The sequence below is a fragment of the Affinundibacterium seohonense genome (assembly GCF_014284305.1).
GTDB lineage: Bacteria > Pseudomonadota > Gammaproteobacteria > Burkholderiales > Burkholderiaceae_D > Undibacterium > Undibacterium seohonense.
On sequence record NZ_JACOFW010000005.1, the window covers coordinates 32,302 to 49,518 of the forward strand.

The window sequence follows — 17,217 nt, forward strand, 5'->3', positions numbered from 1 at the left end:
TGCTATGACTATCACGAATTTAACCAATACCAGAATCGACAAATGGCTGTGGGCAGCGCGTTTTTTTAAAACCCGCAGCTTGGCCACCAACGCCGTCGAACTTGGGCGCATCCTGCAAAACGAACAGAGAATCAAACCTGCGCATGCAGTGAAAGTTGGGGATATGTTAGAAATTCACCATGCCGAACAAATCTGGCAGGTCGAGGTTTTACGCATCATGGAAGTACGTAGTTCCGCCACAATTGCGCAAACGATGTATGCAGAAACCGCCGAAAGTATCACTAAGCGCCAACAAAGAGCCGAACATAAACGTTTACATACTGAACCTGCAGCGCAACTCCAACAGCGTCCGACAAAGCGCCAGAGACGGCAATTAGCCAATGTGTCAGTTGAATGAGCGCATAAAAGTTTGATGGCATTTCGACCACATATTAACCAAAAGAATGCATAAAAAAGCTACAGCATTTACGCAACTGAACTTTCAATTACATCAAATTTCTTAAGCGGTGGTGCGCAGTTCAGCGTATATTATCCGCTGGCAACAGGTCTCTCATTTATTCCTAAATACTTATCCGAAGCACTGTAGAAATCTTCCAAGGAGATTCAAATGCAAGCGTTCTATGATTTAAGAATTGCCACCAAGTTGATGCTCGGCTTTATTACAGTTCTCTTGCTGACTTGTTTTCTCGGAATTTTTTCCATTACGCAATTGACCGCGGTAAATCGTGCAGCAGACGAAATCGGGAATGATTGGATGCCAAGCTCGATTAATGGCATGGGGATGAAGGAAAGCGTATCCCGCATGCGTTCCCAAGAAGCACAATTAGCGACCGCGGAAAATGGTGAGGATGTTAAAAAATATCAAGACCGCACCAATGAAGCCATAGACGCGTTTCGGAGCTATCATACTTTGTCAATGAAGTCCGCCGATTCTTCTCAGGAAAAAAAAGCCTTGGATGATTTGCTTGGTGCATTCAATGATTATGCGCAAATTTCGTCAAAAATCGGCAACTTCGCCAAAGAGGGTAATACTGCTGAAGCTCTAGCGGTTTTGCGCAAGGAATCGTCCGACAGCAATAAAAAAATGCGTAGCATGCTCGACAAAATCGTCGACGATCATATCCAAGGTGGGCAGACAGCATTTGCCGAAAGCAGCGTGAAATTTACCCATGCCCGTAACTTGATCATCGGGGTCATGCTCGCAAGTATTGCGATTGGATTGATCATGGCCGTGTGGCTCGCAAAAATTGTCTCATCGCCACTTAAAAGCGCCGTTGATTTAGCGCAGTCTATTGCCTCAGGCGATCTGACTCAGAAAGTCGAGGCAGAAAGCACCTGTGAAACTGGGCAACTGATACGTGCACTTTCAGACATGAACAACAGCCTACTCAATGTCGTCACTGAAGTACGAGCGGGGACAGAGCAAATCAATGAGGCGGCGTCCGAAATCGCCAATGGCAATCTCGATCTCTCTTCCCGTACTGAAGAACAAGCAAGTTCTCTAGAAGAAACCGCCTCATCGATGGAAGAAATTACCGCTACGGTGAAACATAACAGCGATAACGCGAGACAAGCCAATATCCTTTCACAAACCGCCACCTCGATCGCAGAAAAAGGTGGTAGCGTGGTTTCGGAAGTTGTGTCCACCATGACCTCGATTAATGACTCTTCCAAGAAAATTGTCGACATCATTAGCGTGATTGATGGCATCGCATTCCAAACCAATATTTTGGCCTTAAATGCCGCCGTAGAAGCAGCACGAGCAGGCGAGCAAGGTCGCGGTTTTGCGGTCGTTGCCTCTGAAGTACGTAGCCTCGCACAACGCTCTGCTAGCGCAGCAAAAGAAATTAAAGAACTAATCAATGATTCAGTAGAAAAAGTCGAACAAGGCACACGTTTGGTGGACGCCGCCGGCACCACCATGCAAGAAGTTGTTCAAAGCGTCAAACGTGTTAGTGACATGATCAGCGAGATTACTGCAGCCGGCCAGGAGCAGAGCAGTGGCATTGATCAAATTAATCAAGCCATCATTCAAATGGATAGTATCACCCAACAAAACTCTGCACTCGTTGAAGAAGCCGCTGCGGCCTCAGCGACCATGCAAGATCAAGCAGCAAAATTAGTTGACGTCGTAAGCGTGTTCAAACTCGATAACAATGGCACCTATAGTGCTCCCAAAGCGAGTGCAGCGCCAAGACGGGCAAGCAGTAGTCCAACTCGTAGCAACAAAGTGCAGCCTCCTCGTATTAAAGCCTCGCCGGTGAAGCACACTGAAAAAGCCGCGAGTGCAGATTCTTGGGAGGAATTCTAGATCCGCACCGACACGATCGACCATTCCAATTAATGAAAATGCCCACATGTGAAATACTTGCGACATGTGGGCATTTTTGTAAGTATCTGAAATGCCGTTGCGATCTCGCACACTGTTGTAGGTATTCCATTCTAATGACTTTTTTCTGATTGACTTTTAAAGTGGCATGTTGAATAGTACGGTCGTTCGATTATTTTCTAAGGCACTGCTTTTATTGCTTTATGATTATTCTCTCCCTATGACTTGTCGCCTGCAATTTGAAACCCATTTGAATTCATGAATATCACATCGAAGTTTATGCGCAAAGGTGAGCTCACCCGCGCTGCGATATTAGAAACGGCTCTGACGTCAGCTAGCCGCCATGGACTCGAGGGCTTGACGATAGGTTTGCTGGCAGAGCAAATGAATATGAGTAAGTCTGGCGTGTTCGCCCATTTTGGTTCACGCGAAGACTTGCAAATTGCTGTACTCAAGCTGTATCACCATTTATTTGAACAAGAAGTTTTTTATCCTAGTATGAAAGAAGAACGGGGCTTGCCACGCCTGCGTTCTATGTTTGGCTTGTGGGTCAAACGGGTGACTCGGGAAATTGCGTCTGGCTGTATTTATATTAGTGGTGCAACGGAATACGATGACCGCCATGGACCGATTCGCGACGAATTGGTCGGTATGGTTAACGCTTGGCAAGGTGCCTTGTTAAGAGCCACCATACAAGCACAGGAATTCAAACACTTGCAATCTGATGTTGATCCTGAACAGATCGTGTATGAGATGTATGGTCTTATTTTGGCACTTCACCACGATGCCCGTTTTTTAAAGAAGTCAGGCAGTGTGAATCGCGCTGAACTTGGTTTTGAAAGAATGATTCAATCTTATGCGCCGTTGAAATCAAGCGGTTAAAACATTACAAAGTCACATTATCAGTTTTTAGTTTTACAACTTATTTAAAACTTATTTTAGTCCAGAGGAGATAAATCATGGGTCAATACATCGCTCCGTTACGCGATATGCAATTCGTTTTACATGAATTGTTAGGAGTTGAAGCAGCACTGAAAGAATTGCCTAAGTATGCTGAAGTCGATGCCGACATCATCAATCAGGTGTTGGAAGAAGGCGGTAAGTTCTGCTCTGAAGTGATTTTCCCAATCAATCACTCCGGTGATCGTGAAGGCTGCCACCACGACAAAACCACCCACACTGTCACTACACCAAAAGGCTTCAAAGAAGCCTACCAGCAATATGTAGAAGCTGGCTGGCCAGCACTTGCTTGCGACCCAGAATACGGCGGCCAAGGCTTGCCACTGGTGATGAACAATTCCATGTACGAGATGATGAACTCCGGTAATCAAGCTTGGACCATGTACCCAGGTTTGTCACACGGTGCTTACGAGTGTTTGCATGAACATGGCACACCTGAACAAAAAGCGCAGTACTTGCCGAAGCTCACTTCTGGCGAATGGACAGGCACCATGTGCTTAACTGAGCCACACTGCGGTACTGATCTCGGCATGTTGCGTTCTAAAGCAGAACCACAAGGCGACGGCACTTACAAAATCACAGGCGCGAAGATCTTTATCTCCGCCGGTGAACATGACTGTGCAGAAAACATCATTCACTTGGTGTTAGCACGCTTGCCAGATGCACCTGAAGGTTCTAAAGGTATTTCCCTGTTCTTGGTACCAAAGTTCATGCCAAATGCTGATGGCAGCTTAGGTGCACGTAATCCTATTTTCTGCGGCGCGATCGAAGAAAAAATGGGTATTCATGGTAATTCAACTTGCCAAATGAATTTGGATGGCGCAGTCGGCACGCTGATCGGCGCACCACACAAAGGTTTGAACGCGATGTTCGTGTTCATGAACGCCGCACGTTTGGGCGTGGGCATGCAAGGTTTGGGCTTGACTGAAGTTGCGTATCAAAATGCGCTGATCTACGCTAAAGACCGTATTCAAATGCGTAGTTTGTCAGGCGTCAAGGCACCGGACAAACCAGCAGATCCTATCATCGTTCATGCTGACGTACGTCGTATGTTGTTGACGGCAAAAGCTTGGGCCGAAGGTGGTCGCGCATTCTGCTCTTACGTCGCTTTGCAACTCGACAAAGAATTAAATCACCCAGATGAAGAAGTACGTAAAGAATGCGCCGACGAAGTCGCTTTACTGACACCTATTATCAAAGCCTTCATCACAGATAACGCATGGACAGCCACTTCTGAATGCTTACAAGTATTCGGCGGTCACGGTTACATCGCTGAATGGGGCATGGAGCAATATGTACGCGATGCTCGTATTAACATGATCTACGAAGGTACGAATACAGTGCAATCATTGGATCTGTTGGGTCGTAAAATTTTGCAAGACAACGGCGCAAAACTCCGTAAATTCGGTGCAAAAGTACAAGCTTTCGTTGAAGAAAACGGTACGGATGAAGCGATGTCTGAGTTCGTCACCCCGTTGGCAGAGCTCGGCGATAAAGTCACTAAACTGACGATGGAAATTGGTATGAAGGCTTTCCAAAATCCGGATGAAGTTGGCGCTGCGGCAGTTCCGTATTTACGCGTTGCTGGTCATTTGGTGTACAGCTACTTCTTCGCACAAATGGCGAAAATCGCTTTGGCAAAACAAGATTCTGACGACACTTTCTACAAAGCGAAATTGGCAACGATCCGTTTCTACTTTGCACGTTTGTATCCAGAAACAGCGATGTGCATCCGTCAGGCACGTTCTGGTTCTGCGAATTTGTTGTCCTTAGAAGCCGATTTGTTTTAAATAGTTTTTCAGCCCCCTCTCCCGCAAGCGGGAGAGGGTTGGGGTGAGGGTGTTTGAGAAAGATGAAGATTATTTTTTCTCGAATTGAATGAGCAATCAGCTAGTAATAATTGTTGCGTATGCTGAACTTCCCTCACCCCTAGCCCCTCTCCCGCTTGCGGGAGAGGGGAATAAAAGATGTAAAAAATGGCGAGGCGGTTTACATACGCCTTACCCCCAACCAAGTCTGATTTCGTATTTCAATTTTATTAGAAGGTACGTCAATGCCTAATTTCATCGTCAAAAAAGTCGCCGTACTCGGCGCAGGTGTGATGGGAGCGCAAATTGCTGCGCACTGTATCAATGCCAAAGTTCCTGTCGTTTTATTCGACCTGCCAGCTAAAGAAGGTCCGAAAAACGGCATCGTTCTCAAAGCGATTGAGAATCTGAAAAAACTCAACCCAGCACCACTCGGTGACAAAGACGATGCAGCATTGATCGAAGTCGCTAACTACGAAGACAATCTCGACGTTTTGGCTGGCTGCGATTTGATCATCGAAGCGATTGCAGAGCGTATGGATTGGAAACATGATCTGTACAAAAAGGTTGCACCACATATCGCGCCAAATGCGATCTTCGCGTCTAACACATCCGGTTTGTCGATCACGGCATTGTCCGAAGGTTTCGACGCAGGCTTGAAAGAGCGTTTCTGCGGCGTTCACTTCTTTAACCCACCACGTTATATGCATTTGGTTGAATTGATCCCAACTGCAGCAACGCGTTCTGACATCTTGGATCAACTCGAAGGTTTCTTGACAACGACTTTGGGTAAAGGCGTAGTTCACGCAAAAGACACACCGAACTTCATCGCGAATCGCGTTGGTATCTTCGGTATGTTGGCAACTATCTACCAAGCAGAACAATTCGGCTTGAGCGTTGACGTCGTCGATGATTTGACTGGCAAAAAATTAGGCCGTGCTTCTTCCGGTACATTCCGTACTGCTGACGTGGTTGGTCTTGACACCATGGCGCACGTGATCAAAACCATGCAAGACAACTTGCAAGATGATCCGTTCTTTGCTGTCTATAAAACACCAGAAGTCTTGGCGAAATTGGTAGCAGCGGGCACGCTCGGTTCCAAATCAGGTGCAGGCTTCTACAAAAAAGTCGGTAAAGATATTCAGCGTTTAGATTTCGCTAGCGGCACTTATGTTGCTGGTGGCGCAAAGGCTGACGACTTGGTCGGTCGCATCTTGAAGGAAAAAGATCCTGTCAAGAAGATGAAATCCTTGCGTGAATCGACGAACAAGCAAGCGCAATTCTTGTGGTCTATTTTCCGCGACGCTTTCCACTACATCGCGATTCATGGCGCAACGATTGCTGACAATGCACGCGATATCGACTTTGCTATGCGTTGGGGCTTTGGCTGGAATGTCGGTCCGTTCGAAACATGGCAAGCATCTGGTTGGCAGCAAGTCGCGACTTGGGTCAAGGAAGATATCGAAGCGGGTAAAGCGTTGTGCGCAACACCGTTGCCAGCTTGGGTATTCGAAGGCCCAGTGGCTGACAACGCTGGCGTACATAGCTCCGCAGGTTCTTGGTCTATCAGCCGCAACACCTTCGCACCACGTTCAGGTTTGGCAGTCTACGATCGTCAAGCATTCCGTGCCCCAGTAATGGGTGAAGGTGCAGCAACTGGCGCCACCGCTGGCGTGACCTTCTTTGAAGATGAATCTGTACGTATCTGGCATCAGAATGATGATGTCTTGATCCTGTCCTTCAAAACGAAGATGCATGTGATTGGCCCAGGCGTTGTTGCTGGTATGGAAAAAGCCTTGGCAGAAGCTGAGAAGAATTTCAAAGGTTTGGTGATCTGGCACGCTGATGCAGCTGAAGGCGGTGCCTTCTCTGCCGGTGCAGATTTGCAAGCAATGTTGCCATTGTTTATGTCTGGTGGCGTGAAAGCCATCGAACCAGCAATCTCTCAATTGCAAAATGCGCACCAAGCATTGAAATATGCGAATGTTCCTGTGGTCGCTGCGGTTGCTGGTTTAGCACTCGGTGGCGGTTGCGAATTGATGATGCACGCATCGAAACGTGTTGCAGCTTTGGAATCGTATATCGGTTTAGTTGAGGTAGGCGTAGGTCTGGTTCCAGGCGGCGGCGGTCTGAAAGAAGCCGCAGTACGTGCAGCCAAAGATGCCAAAGGTACTGACCTCTTGCAATTCTTGAAAAACTACTTCACGAATGCAGCAACAGCGAATGTATCTAAGTCAGCCTTAGAAGCACAGAAGATGGGTTACCTCGATCAAAACGACGTCATCGTTTTCAATGCGTATGAGTTATTGCATGTTGCTAAAGTCGAAGCACGCGCCATGTTTGACGCTGGCTATCGCCCACCTATGCGTAAATTGGTACCAGTGACTGGTCGTCATGGTGTTGCGACGATCGGTGCTCAATTGATCAATATGCGTGACGGTGGTTTCATCTCAGCGCATGACTTCAAACTCGGCAAAATGATTGCGGAAGTTGTTTCCGGTGGCGACATCGACAACGGCAGCATGGTCAGCGAACAATGGTTGCTCGATATGGAGCGTAAAGCGTTTATGGAATTGTTGAACCATCCAAAAACGCAAGAGCGCATCATGGGCATGATGCAAACCGGCAAACCAGTACGTAACTAATCGAGGACACGACAATGACTACTCAATTACAAGACGCTTACATCGTCGCGGCAACTCGTTCCCCTATCGGTAAATCGGGCCGTGGTATGTTCCGCAACACACGTCCAGATGACTTGCTGGTCGGTGTATTGAAATCCGCTTTGGCGCAAGTGCCAAATCTCGACCCTAAACTGATCGAAGACGCTATCGTTGGTTGTTCTTTCCCAGAGGGCGCGCAAGGCTTAAATATCGCTCGTATGGGCGTGCTTTTGGCTGGCATGCCAAATACCATCGGCGGTGTGACGATCAATCGTTACTGCGCTTCTGGCATCACAGCCGTCGCTATGGCAGCAGATCGTATTCGCGTTGGCCAAGCTGACGTGATGATCGCAGCAGGTGTGGAATCCATGTCCATGGTTCCTATGATGGGCAGCAATCCATCGATGAACATGGCGATCCTGAAAGACGAAAACGCTGGTATCGCTTACGGTATGGGTTTAACAGCAGAAAAAGTCGCAGCACAATGGAAAGTCAGCCGTGAAGCACAAGATGCTTTCGCTTTGCAATCGCACCAACGTGCATTGGCGGCGCAAGCAGCTGGTTACTTCGACGCGGAAACCACACCATTCGAAATCATCGACCGTGTACCTAATTTGGTCACAGGCGAAATCGAACTCAAGACACGTACAGTGAATCGTGACGAAGGTGCCCGTCCAGATACGTCACTCGAAGGTTTAGCAAAACTCAAAGCGGTATTCGCGGCCAAAGGTTCTGTGACTGCAGGTAACAGCTCACAAACTTCTGACGGTGCAGGTGCTTTGATTTTAGTTAGCGAAAAAATCTTGAAGCAATTCAACCTGACGCCATTGGCACGTTTCGCCTCTTTCGCAGTGCGCGGCGTTCCACCAGAAATCATGGGTATTGGTCCTAAAGAAGCGATCCCAGCAGCATGTAAAGCAGCTGGCATTACACAAGACCAAATCGACTGGTTTGAATTGAATGAAGCGTTTGCAGCGCAATCTTTGGCTGTGGTACAAGACCTCGGTCTCGATCCGGCCAAAGTGAATCCTATGGGCGGCGCGATTGCTCTCGGCCATCCACTGGGCGCGACGGGTGCGATTCGTTCCGCGACTACTATCCATGCTTTACAACGTAATAAATTGAAGTACGGTATGGTGACGATGTGTGTGGGAACAGGAATGGGTGCGGCAGGTATTTTTGAGAGAATGTGATTTCGTTTAAAGAACCATCTGGACACAGTAATGCTGTCCAGTTAAGCTCAAAACAGCGAGGCGTCATCCCTGCGAAGGCAGGGATCCAGTGTCTTTAGGCTTTTACGTCTCTGGATTCCCGCCTTCGCGGGAATGACGATACGTGGAATATGGCTTAACTGAACGGCATTACTCTGGACAAAGAGGTTTTGACTTTAATCAAAATTGTAGGGCGGGTGAAACCCGCGCCGCCAGCCCATCGATCACCTGAACAGCGCGGGTTTCACCCGCCCTACGAGAGGTTTTGGATTTTAAAGAATTAGGAAACCATGGAAATTCTGACTCAAATCAACGACGGTATTTTGACCATCAACTTCAATCGTCCAGAAAAGAAAAATGCGATCACGTTTGGCATGTATGAAGCAATGGCAAATGCGATCAATGCATCGAATGAGGACAAAAACGTCAGCGTTATTTTGATCACAGGCAAGCCAGAAATTTTCACGGCAGGAAATGATCTTGAAGACTTTATGAAACATGCGGGCAGTCTAATGTCTGAGGAAATGCCGCCCGTCTATCAATTCATGCATGCTTTAAATGATGCAAAAAAGCCTGTGATCGCTGCCGTTTCGGGCGGTGCAGTCGGTATCGGCACGACCTTGTTGATGCATTGTGAGTTAGTCTATGCAGCTGACAACGCTAAGTTTTCTATGCCGTTCACGCAATTGGGCTTGTGTCCAGAATTTGCATCCAGCATGGTCTTGCCGCAAATCGCTGGCTATCAACGTGCCGCAGAAATGCTCTTGTTAGGCGAAGCCTTCAGCGCACAACAAGCACATGAAATGGGCTTAGTGAATAAAGTATTGCCGCTCGAAGAATTATTGCCGTACGCGGAAAAACAAGCAGCGAAGATCGCCGCATTGCCAGCGAAATCCATACGTTTGACCAAGAGCTTGATGAAAGCCAATCAACCGCAAGCCATTCGCGAAAAAATGACCGAGGAAAATGCTCACTTCGGCGCGATGTTGTCACAACCCGAAGCACGCGAAGCGATGATGGCTTTTTTTCAAAAGCGTAAACCGGATTTTAAGCAATTCAATTAATTTACTCAGAATCGATCTTCGTCGAGAACGATATTAGTAAGATAGAAAAGAGAAGTCTGTTTTTAGACTTCTCTTTTTTTATTAGCTAAATTCCTGACGCGGTATCTTGCCAGGGAACGACAGCGAACCGTTCCACCAGAAAATCAAGCAATGCCCTCACCGCAGGGGATAAGTGTTTGCGCGACGGATAAAGGGCGTAAATCGACATTTCTGGCAAGCGCCATTCCGGCAAAATTTGTTGTAAGCGACCATCGCTTAAATACGGGTTAGCTAAGTAAGTCGGTTGTAGGGCAATACCGCCACCCGCCAAACAAGCTTGCAATAAAGCGGTCGCCTCGTTCGCACTGAAATAGCTGCCGACACTGACTTGTGCAACCTCGTCGCCTCGACTCAGCTTCCAAATGCTCTTTCCAAAGTTCGCGTAGCTGACACAACGATGCGTGGTTAAATCGCTAGGAATTTGCGGGGTACCATGCTCTGCCATATAAGCAGGAGACGCAACTAAGACCGAACTACACGGCGCTAGAACACGTCCGATTAAGGTGGGATCGGGAGCCGCGCTAATGCGTATTGCCAGATCAATCCGCGCTTCGACCAGATTTAAAGCGCCTTCGCTCGCGTTCAAATCAATTTTTAGTTGTGGATGCAAACGCAAAAAATCAACAATCGCGGCAGCCAATTGCGCATAACAAAGCGATACGCTGCAAGTAACACGAAGTTGCCCGCGCAATTCGCCTTCGCGATCACTGGTTTCCTCTTCCACATTTTCCATCAACGCTAACATTTGCTGACAACGGCGCAAGCAATTTTCACCAGCATCAGTCAAGGTCACACTGCGGGTAGTACGTTGCAGTAGCCGCGCCGCCAACCAACGTTCCATCTCGCCGACATATCTCGTCACCATCGCGCGTGACATCTCTAACTTATCGGCTGTCGCACTAAAACTACCGCTGGTGGCGACTTCCACAAATACTTGCATTGCAGTTAATCTATCCATAATTTGCTCGAAAAATGAAATAGTTATGCGCAAATTATGGTGTTTATCTGCGCGATATTAGCAACTATAGTGCAATCCAACGCAATGATGCGTACTTTTTATCAGACTAAAGGAGCACACCATGATTCGCACGAACTTAATTACCAGCACGATCGCCGCCACACTTGCCATCACTCTTGGTACAGCACAAGCAGCGCAACCCGCCCCATTGAACGTCAAAATCTACAACGCCGGTAGTGGTAGTTTCAATGTCAATTCCACGCTCATCTACGGAGACAAAGAAGCGATGGTGATTGATGCAGGCTTCACCCGTGCAGACGCCTTACGTATTGCCGCTAACGTACTCGACAGCGGCAAACAGTTGAGCATCATCTATGTTAGCCAAGCAGATCCTGACTACTACTTCGGCGTCGAAGTCTTGAAAGAATTCTTCCCACAAGCGCAAGTCGTGACCACGCCTGCAGTGCTAGAAAAACTCAGCGCGAAGATGGCAGGCAAGGTCGCGTTCTGGGGGCCAAAAATGGGCTTGAATGCGCCACGCACACCAATCGCGCCACAAGCATTAACTAGCAACACTATTACACTCGAAGGTCAGTCCATAGAAATTCGCGGTACCACTGGCTTATTGGCGCACCGTCCCTATGCGTGGATTCCATCGATTAAAACCATCGTCGGCAATATCGCTGTCGTCGGCAATATGCATGTGTGGACCGCAGATACTCAGAGCAGCGCCGAACGCGCAGCATGGATCGCACAATTAGATGACATGGCAGCCTTAAAGCCAGAACTGGTAGTTCCTGGCCACATGAGCGCGGGCACAACTGTCGATGCGAGCGCGATCAGTTTCACAAAATCTTATTTGCAAACGTTTGAAAAAAATCTCGTCACAAGCAAAGATAGCGCTGCACTGATCAATGCCATGAAGCAGTCCTACCCAAAACTGACTGAAGGTGCACTGTCACTGGACATCGGTGCCAAAGTGAACAAAGGCGAAATGAAGTGGTAAACACAGAAAATCTAAGCACTTTGCCATACTAGAAATACGCGAAAAAGCCCGGAAATTTACCGGGCTTTTTTTCGTCTCCACATTCTCTCCACAAATTCAAACTACGATTCTGCCACTAATTATGCGCAGTGCATCTGCTGCGATGTTAGATCAATCAACTCACATGCGGTCATTTCAAATTCTCTCTCAGGAAAACGATCTATGCGCTTACGCACATTCATATCCACCTTGCTCATCGCGAGCATTTTGACCATCTTCACTTTACAGACACATGCGCAAACGACAGTTCCTGCGCATCACTCCTACGTCATGAAACTAGACCGCTGGGGCAATACGACGTATCAAAGCCTGGAGCTGGATGAGCAAGACGGCAAGATCAGCGGACATATTGATCGTGATCCCTTTGTCGGCGTTCGCAAAGACGACACTTACCTCTTTACAGCAACGGCAGCAGATAAAACCATTTACAACTATCACGCCAAAATCACCTCAGACGGTTTGCGTGGCACTGCTGATTTCCCAGATAGTAATCACCCACAAGTACGGGTTCAACATACATTTTCTGCAAACAGAATTCCAGATCGGATCAGCAAGGTTCCGCATACCCATCGCTATGTTCCGACTTCCTATTCCAACACCTTTTCACCTGATCGCCAGCCAGTATTAACCATCTGGTCAGGTGATACCGTACAAACGAAAACTGTCGACTCTGGCGGCGTCGACGAGCACGGTGCGACGGTCGCCTTGTATGGCAATCCACAAACCGGTCCCTTCTATGTCGCCGATGCCGATGTCGGCGATGTGCTTGCGATTCATATTAAAAGCCTGCGCTTAAACCGCGACTATGCGGATAGTTTAGACATGATCGTACACAAAGCACAAACCACGCGCTTAGCATCCCGCAGCACAGAATTAGGACAAGCCGTACGCTGGAAACTTGATTTGAAAAATGGCCTAGCCAGTCCAGATAAGGCTGGTGAAAAGCTAAAGAATTTCAATGTCCCTGTGAAACCGATGTTGGGCGGTTTGGCAGTCGCACCAGGTAATGGCATGCCGGCGATATCGACAGGTGATGCTGGCAATTTTGGTGGCAATATGGATTTCAACGAAGTCGTCGAAGGCAATACGATCTATCTAGCGGTGAATCAACCAGGCGCCCTACTCTACCTTGGCGATGCGCACGCATTACAAGGGGATGGTGAGACTTCGCAATATGCATTAGAAACCTCAATGGCTGTGGAATTCAGTGTCGAAGTCATCAAGCACAAACAAATTGCCATGCCACGTGTGGTGTCGCCAACTCACATCATGACGCTGGGACAGGCAGGCTCCTTGGACGAAGCACTCAAACTTGCAACTAGTGGCATGACGCAATGGCTGGCAGAAGACTATGGTTTGAATCTATCCGAGAGTGCGCAAATTTTGGGTAGCTCGATGGAATATCGTGTCGTCAATCTGGCTGGGCGTAGCGTTGGTCTGGCTGCAAAATTAAATAAGAGCTTGCTGAAGAACATCCCGATGAAAGTAAAATAGTTTGACTTGACCACCATCGATAAGCTCATTCACAAGAATGATTCGGCGGACATTTTGCTCAGCAGAAGATGAACTTTGAGATAGGATGCAAGTAGTGATATCGGGAAGCAATATCAGTAGGCTATATAAATATGGCATGCAACAGGCATACTGACGAGACTAAATTTCGATGAAATAGAACATGATGAATCGAACTAATCACCTACTTGCGGTATCCTATGCGCTGCTTTGAATTTCAACGACTCTCCATTTTAATCAGCGCCCATGACACTAAAATCCATTTCACAACACCGCCACTCGACGCTGCGCCGAGCTCTACTAAGCAGCTTGGTAGCGATTACTCTTAGCAGTACTTGCCAAATCACATTTGCCGCCAATGAGCATGGCCCAAAAATCGCCAAAGCACCAAAACTCATTTTGGTATTGGTCGTCGATGGTTTGCCAAATGAGCAGGTACAACGATATCGCCACCAATTTGGTGAGGGTGGTTTTAAGCGTTTGATGGAACAAGGTGCGTGGTATGGGAATGCACATCAGGCACATGGTGTTACCGTCACGGCCGTTGGTCATAGCGCGGTGTTAACTGGCGCTTATCCCTATCAGCATGGCATCATCGGAAATAGCTGGTTCGATCCCAACACGTCGTCTTCAGTTTACTGTACCGAAGATACACAACATACCTATATTGGCACGGAGACAAAGGCCAGTGATGGCACCTCGCCCGCGAATTTGAAGGTCAGTACAGTTGGTGATGAATTGCGCTACGCTACCGGCAATCAATCCAAAGTATTGACCGTATCTGGCAAAGATCGCGGTGCGATTTTATTGGCTGGAAAAACCGGTACCGCGTATATGTTGATGAAGAAGACCGGTGGTTTTGCCAGCAGCACGTATTACATGAATCAGCATCCTGCCTGGCACACCACCTTCCATGCGAATAAGCCGCAAGATCGTTTTTATGGCAAACAATGGACAACCATGTTGCCCGAAGCGGCTTATCACGGTGATGCGCACGATGATCTGGTCGCACCAGCCAATTCCAGTAGCAGCAAACGCTTTCCCTATACCTACGACAGTGCATCAGGAAAACCCGATGCTGAATATTACGAAAAATTATTCACCGGCCCTTACGTTGATGAACTCACTTTAGATTTCGCGCGTGCGGCGATTGATGGTGAACAATTAGGGAATAATCCAGCAGGTGTGACCGATGTCTTAGGCGTCAGTTTATCCAGCCATGATTATGTCAATCACACCTGGGGTCCAGAGAGCAAAATGTCACACGATCATTTGCAACGCTTGGATCGTTTATTAGCGAAATTTTTGAGTGATGTTGACAAGAAGGTCGGGCTAGACAATACCTTAGTTGTCCTCACGGCCGATCATGGTTTCGCCAACGTCCCTGAATTCTCAAAGAGTATCAAACGTGATGCGAATCGACTCGATGGCAGCAAAATATCAAGCGCATTGAATCAGCATTTAACAGAAAAATTCGGCGTCGAAAAACTCGTCCGTAAATGGTCAGCGCCCTACGTCTTCTTCGATTACAGCAAAGCGGAAGCAAAAGGTATCTCGCGCGCTGACTTAGAAAATACAGCTGCTCGCTTCATGATGAGTTACAACGGTATCGCTGCAACTTATACACGTACCCAATTCGAAAACGGCCAACTACCGAATGACCGCATCAGCCGTCTGATGCAGAGAGCATGGCATAAACAATTGTCAGGTGACCTGACGGTCGTCGTCAAACCTTACTGGTACTTCGGTTCCACGAATTCTGGCACGTCACACGGCACGCCATATACTTACGACACCAATGTACCGCTGATCATCATGGGCAAACCTTGGATCAAAGCAGGTGCATATGGCCAGTATGCCGAGGTGATGGATATTGCGCCGACCTTGTCCCATTTATTACGCATCCGATTACCATCAGGTTCGGAAGGACGCGTATTGACTGAGACTTTGAAGTAAACTTAAAGACGTAAAAAAGCCGCAAGCTCTTCGCGTTCAAACGCAGCGCTTGCGGCTTTTTTTGTGGCGATATTTATGCCTTGCGATAGTTATCCAACATTCGATAATTACGTGCATACATCGCAAATAGGAACGCAGCAAAGAGACAGAAGCCCGCGAAGAAGAACATCTGGAATGCCGTCACACTAAGCCCCAAAGATTCAATATAAGTCGTGACCGCCGCCCCCTTCACACTGGAGTTTGCGAGCAAAACCCACAAATTACCGACCGTCACGGACAAATACCAAAAACTCGTAATCACGCCCTTCATCGACAATGGCGCTTGACTGTAAGCAAATTCCAAGCCCGTCGCTGAAACTAACACTTCGCCAAAAGTCATCAGTGCATACGGAATAATTTGCCAGACAATCGTGATTGGATCGCCACCATCAATCGCTAATTGCAATCCACCCACAACGATCCACGCCAGACCAGTAAACGCAATGCCAGTTCCCATACGGCGCAAAGCGGTAACCTTGACACCAGCGCTATTGAGCATCGGATACAAGACAAAATTATTAAATGGAATCAAGATCATCACCAACAAAGGATTGAGCGCTTGCATCATGGACGACTGAAATCATTCTGGCTTAGTCATATGATCCGCTTGCAATACCCAAGTCGAGGCTTTCTGATCAAACAAGGACCAAAACGGCGTAATCAACGCGAACAACACCAATAAGCGCAGCACATTACGCACACCGTCAATCGCTTCATCAGGATGTTGACCACGGACACGGTCCAATTGTATCCAAGCCCCGACACCACCAAAACCCATTACCAACACCAAGGCAGAACACAAAGCCGACACTACGCCGATCTGTGGGATGAAATACAGACCGACCAAGGCTAGTGCGAAACCAATGACGGTCAACCACAAGCCTGGGCGACTATCTACACGACTCATTCCACGTGACAAGATAGCGTGACGAATAACGACCAAAAACGCATGCGGATCATTACTCACAGGCGCTACACGTACATATTTTTTGCGTCCTAACCAAAATACAAACGTCGCGACGAACATCAATAAGCCCGGAATCCCAAACGCAACACTGGCACCGAACTTCTTTAAGAAAAATGGCATTAACAGCGATGCGAAAAAGGAGCCAAAATTAATAATCCAATAAAAGCCATCAAACACTTTTTGCGCCAAGGAACGATTGGTCTGATCGAACTGATCGCCAATGAACGACGCCACCAAAGGCTTAATCCCGCCGGAGCCGAGTGCGATTAAAAACAGGCCGGTGTAAAAACCATTTTTGTTATGCTCAAACATCGCCAGACAGGCATGTCCGGCGCAGTACACCAGACTTAACCAAAGTATCGTGTTGTACTTACCAAAAACACGATCAGCCAACCAACCACCTAATAGAGGAAAGAAATACACGCCAATAACAAAGGTGTGAAAAATGTCTTTGGCCTCGCCTTTGCGCATATCTTCTGGAATCGACAACAGCAAACTGGTCATCAAGAACATGGTCAAAATATTGCGCATGCCGTAAAAACTAAATCGTTCGCAACCTTCATTGGCAATGATGAAGGGAATTTGCTTAGGCATCGTTGGTGCTGAGTTTGGTAGCACTGAAGTACTCATATTGTGGTTTTCTTTCTCTTCTTGGTACTAATATTA

Annotated in this window: 11 protein-coding genes and 1 pseudogene; 10 read left to right on the top strand and 2 right to left on the bottom strand. The window is 47.6% G+C overall.

What is annotated here, in order from left to right:
• Positions 1–4 precede the first annotated feature (4 nt).
• From H8K52_RS06205 to H8K52_RS06235, 7 genes are all read left to right on the top strand, one after another.
• Positions 5–397 carry an RNA-binding S4 domain-containing protein gene (locus tag H8K52_RS06205; protein ID WP_186922029.1) on the top strand — a complete coding sequence of 131 codons (393 nt, stop codon included), beginning with the start codon at positions 5–7 and terminating at the stop codon, positions 395–397.
• Between the two features lie 210 nt (positions 398–607).
• Positions 608–2,311: a methyl-accepting chemotaxis protein gene (locus H8K52_RS21545; RefSeq protein WP_186922030.1), complete on the top strand. Its 1,704-nt coding sequence runs from the start codon at positions 608–610 to the stop codon at positions 2,309–2,311.
• A 297-nt stretch (positions 2,312–2,608) separates the two neighbouring features.
• The gene (locus tag H8K52_RS06215; protein WP_186922203.1) at positions 2,609–3,211 is read left to right on the top strand and encodes a TetR/AcrR family transcriptional regulator; all 603 of its coding nucleotides are present in this window, start codon (positions 2,609–2,611) and stop codon (positions 3,209–3,211) included.
• A gap of 77 nt (positions 3,212–3,288) precedes the next feature.
• Positions 3,289–5,079, top strand: a complete 1,791-nt coding sequence (locus H8K52_RS06220) for an acyl-CoA dehydrogenase C-terminal domain-containing protein (protein ID WP_186922031.1) — start codon at positions 3,289–3,291, stop codon at positions 5,077–5,079.
• 263 nt (positions 5,080–5,342) lie between these two features.
• Entirely contained in the window at positions 5,343–7,742 is a 2,400-nt protein-coding gene (locus tag H8K52_RS06225; RefSeq protein WP_186922032.1) for a 3-hydroxyacyl-CoA dehydrogenase NAD-binding domain-containing protein, read from the top strand.
• Positions 7,743–7,756: 14 nt separating this feature from the next.
• Positions 7,757–8,953 (top strand): acetyl-CoA C-acyltransferase, encoded by a 1,197-nt coding sequence (locus H8K52_RS06230; RefSeq protein WP_186922033.1) that lies wholly within the window; start codon positions 7,757–7,759, stop codon positions 8,951–8,953.
• Positions 8,954–9,261: 308 nt separating this feature from the next.
• Complete coding sequence (locus H8K52_RS06235) at positions 9,262–10,035, top strand: enoyl-CoA hydratase (RefSeq protein WP_186922034.1); 774 nt, start codon at positions 9,262–9,264, stop codon at positions 10,033–10,035.
• A gap of 85 nt (positions 10,036–10,120) precedes the next feature.
• On the opposite strand, the gene H8K52_RS06240 is transcribed toward H8K52_RS06235, so the two are convergent.
• Positions 10,121–11,032 carry a LysR family transcriptional regulator gene (locus tag H8K52_RS06240; protein WP_186922035.1) on the bottom strand — a complete coding sequence of 304 codons (912 nt, stop codon included), beginning with the start codon at positions 11,030–11,032 and terminating at the stop codon, positions 10,121–10,123.
• Positions 11,033–11,153: 121 nt separating this feature from the next.
• Here H8K52_RS06240 and H8K52_RS06245 point away from each other — a divergent pair, with 121 nt between their 5' ends.
• The 3 genes from H8K52_RS06245 to H8K52_RS06255 all read left to right on the top strand — a co-directional run bounded on the left by H8K52_RS06245 (position 11,154) and on the right by H8K52_RS06255 (position 15,545).
• The gene (locus H8K52_RS06245; protein WP_186922036.1) at positions 11,154–12,038 is read left to right on the top strand and encodes an MBL fold metallo-hydrolase; all 885 of its coding nucleotides are present in this window, start codon (positions 11,154–11,156) and stop codon (positions 12,036–12,038) included.
• Between the two features lie 201 nt (positions 12,039–12,239).
• The gene (locus H8K52_RS06250) at positions 12,240–13,571 is read left to right on the top strand and encodes an acetamidase/formamidase family protein (protein WP_186922037.1); all 1,332 of its coding nucleotides are present in this window, start codon (positions 12,240–12,242) and stop codon (positions 13,569–13,571) included.
• Between the two features lie 264 nt (positions 13,572–13,835).
• A complete protein-coding gene (locus H8K52_RS06255) occupies positions 13,836–15,545 on the top strand; it encodes an alkaline phosphatase family protein (protein WP_186922038.1) in 1,710 nt (569 codons plus the stop codon).
• A 73-nt stretch (positions 15,546–15,618) separates the two neighbouring features.
• Here H8K52_RS06255 and H8K52_RS06260 read toward each other — a convergent pair.
• Positions 15,619–17,181, bottom strand: a pseudogene (locus tag H8K52_RS06260) (POT-type proton-dependent oligopeptide transporter).
• Between the last annotated feature and the right edge of the window lie 36 nt (positions 17,182–17,217).

What these genes read in the sequence shown, in the direction of transcription:
- H8K52_RS06205 (WP_186922029.1), top strand. Translation starts at nt 5, where the DNA reads ATGACTATCACGAATTTAACCAATACCAGAATCGACAAATGGCTGTGG.
- H8K52_RS21545 (WP_186922030.1), top strand. Translation starts at nt 608, where the DNA reads ATGCAAGCGTTCTATGATTTAAGAATTGCCACCAAGTTGATGCTCGGC.
- H8K52_RS06215 (WP_186922203.1), top strand. Translation starts at nt 2,609, where the DNA reads ATGCGCAAAGGTGAGCTCACCCGCGCTGCGATATTAGAAACGGCTCTG.
- H8K52_RS06220 (WP_186922031.1), top strand. Translation starts at nt 3,289, where the DNA reads ATGGGTCAATACATCGCTCCGTTACGCGATATGCAATTCGTTTTACAT.
- H8K52_RS06225 (WP_186922032.1), top strand. Translation starts at nt 5,343, where the DNA reads ATGCCTAATTTCATCGTCAAAAAAGTCGCCGTACTCGGCGCAGGTGTG.
- H8K52_RS06230 (WP_186922033.1), top strand. Translation starts at nt 7,757, where the DNA reads ATGACTACTCAATTACAAGACGCTTACATCGTCGCGGCAACTCGTTCC.
- H8K52_RS06235 (WP_186922034.1), top strand. Translation starts at nt 9,262, where the DNA reads ATGGAAATTCTGACTCAAATCAACGACGGTATTTTGACCATCAACTTC.
- H8K52_RS06240 (WP_186922035.1), bottom strand. Translation starts at nt 11,032, where the DNA reads ATGGATAGATTAACTGCAATGCAAGTATTTGTGGAAGTCGCCACCAGC.
- H8K52_RS06245 (WP_186922036.1), top strand. Translation starts at nt 11,154, where the DNA reads ATGATTCGCACGAACTTAATTACCAGCACGATCGCCGCCACACTTGCC.
- H8K52_RS06250 (WP_186922037.1), top strand. Translation starts at nt 12,240, where the DNA reads ATGCGCTTACGCACATTCATATCCACCTTGCTCATCGCGAGCATTTTG.
- H8K52_RS06255 (WP_186922038.1), top strand. Translation starts at nt 13,836, where the DNA reads ATGACACTAAAATCCATTTCACAACACCGCCACTCGACGCTGCGCCGA.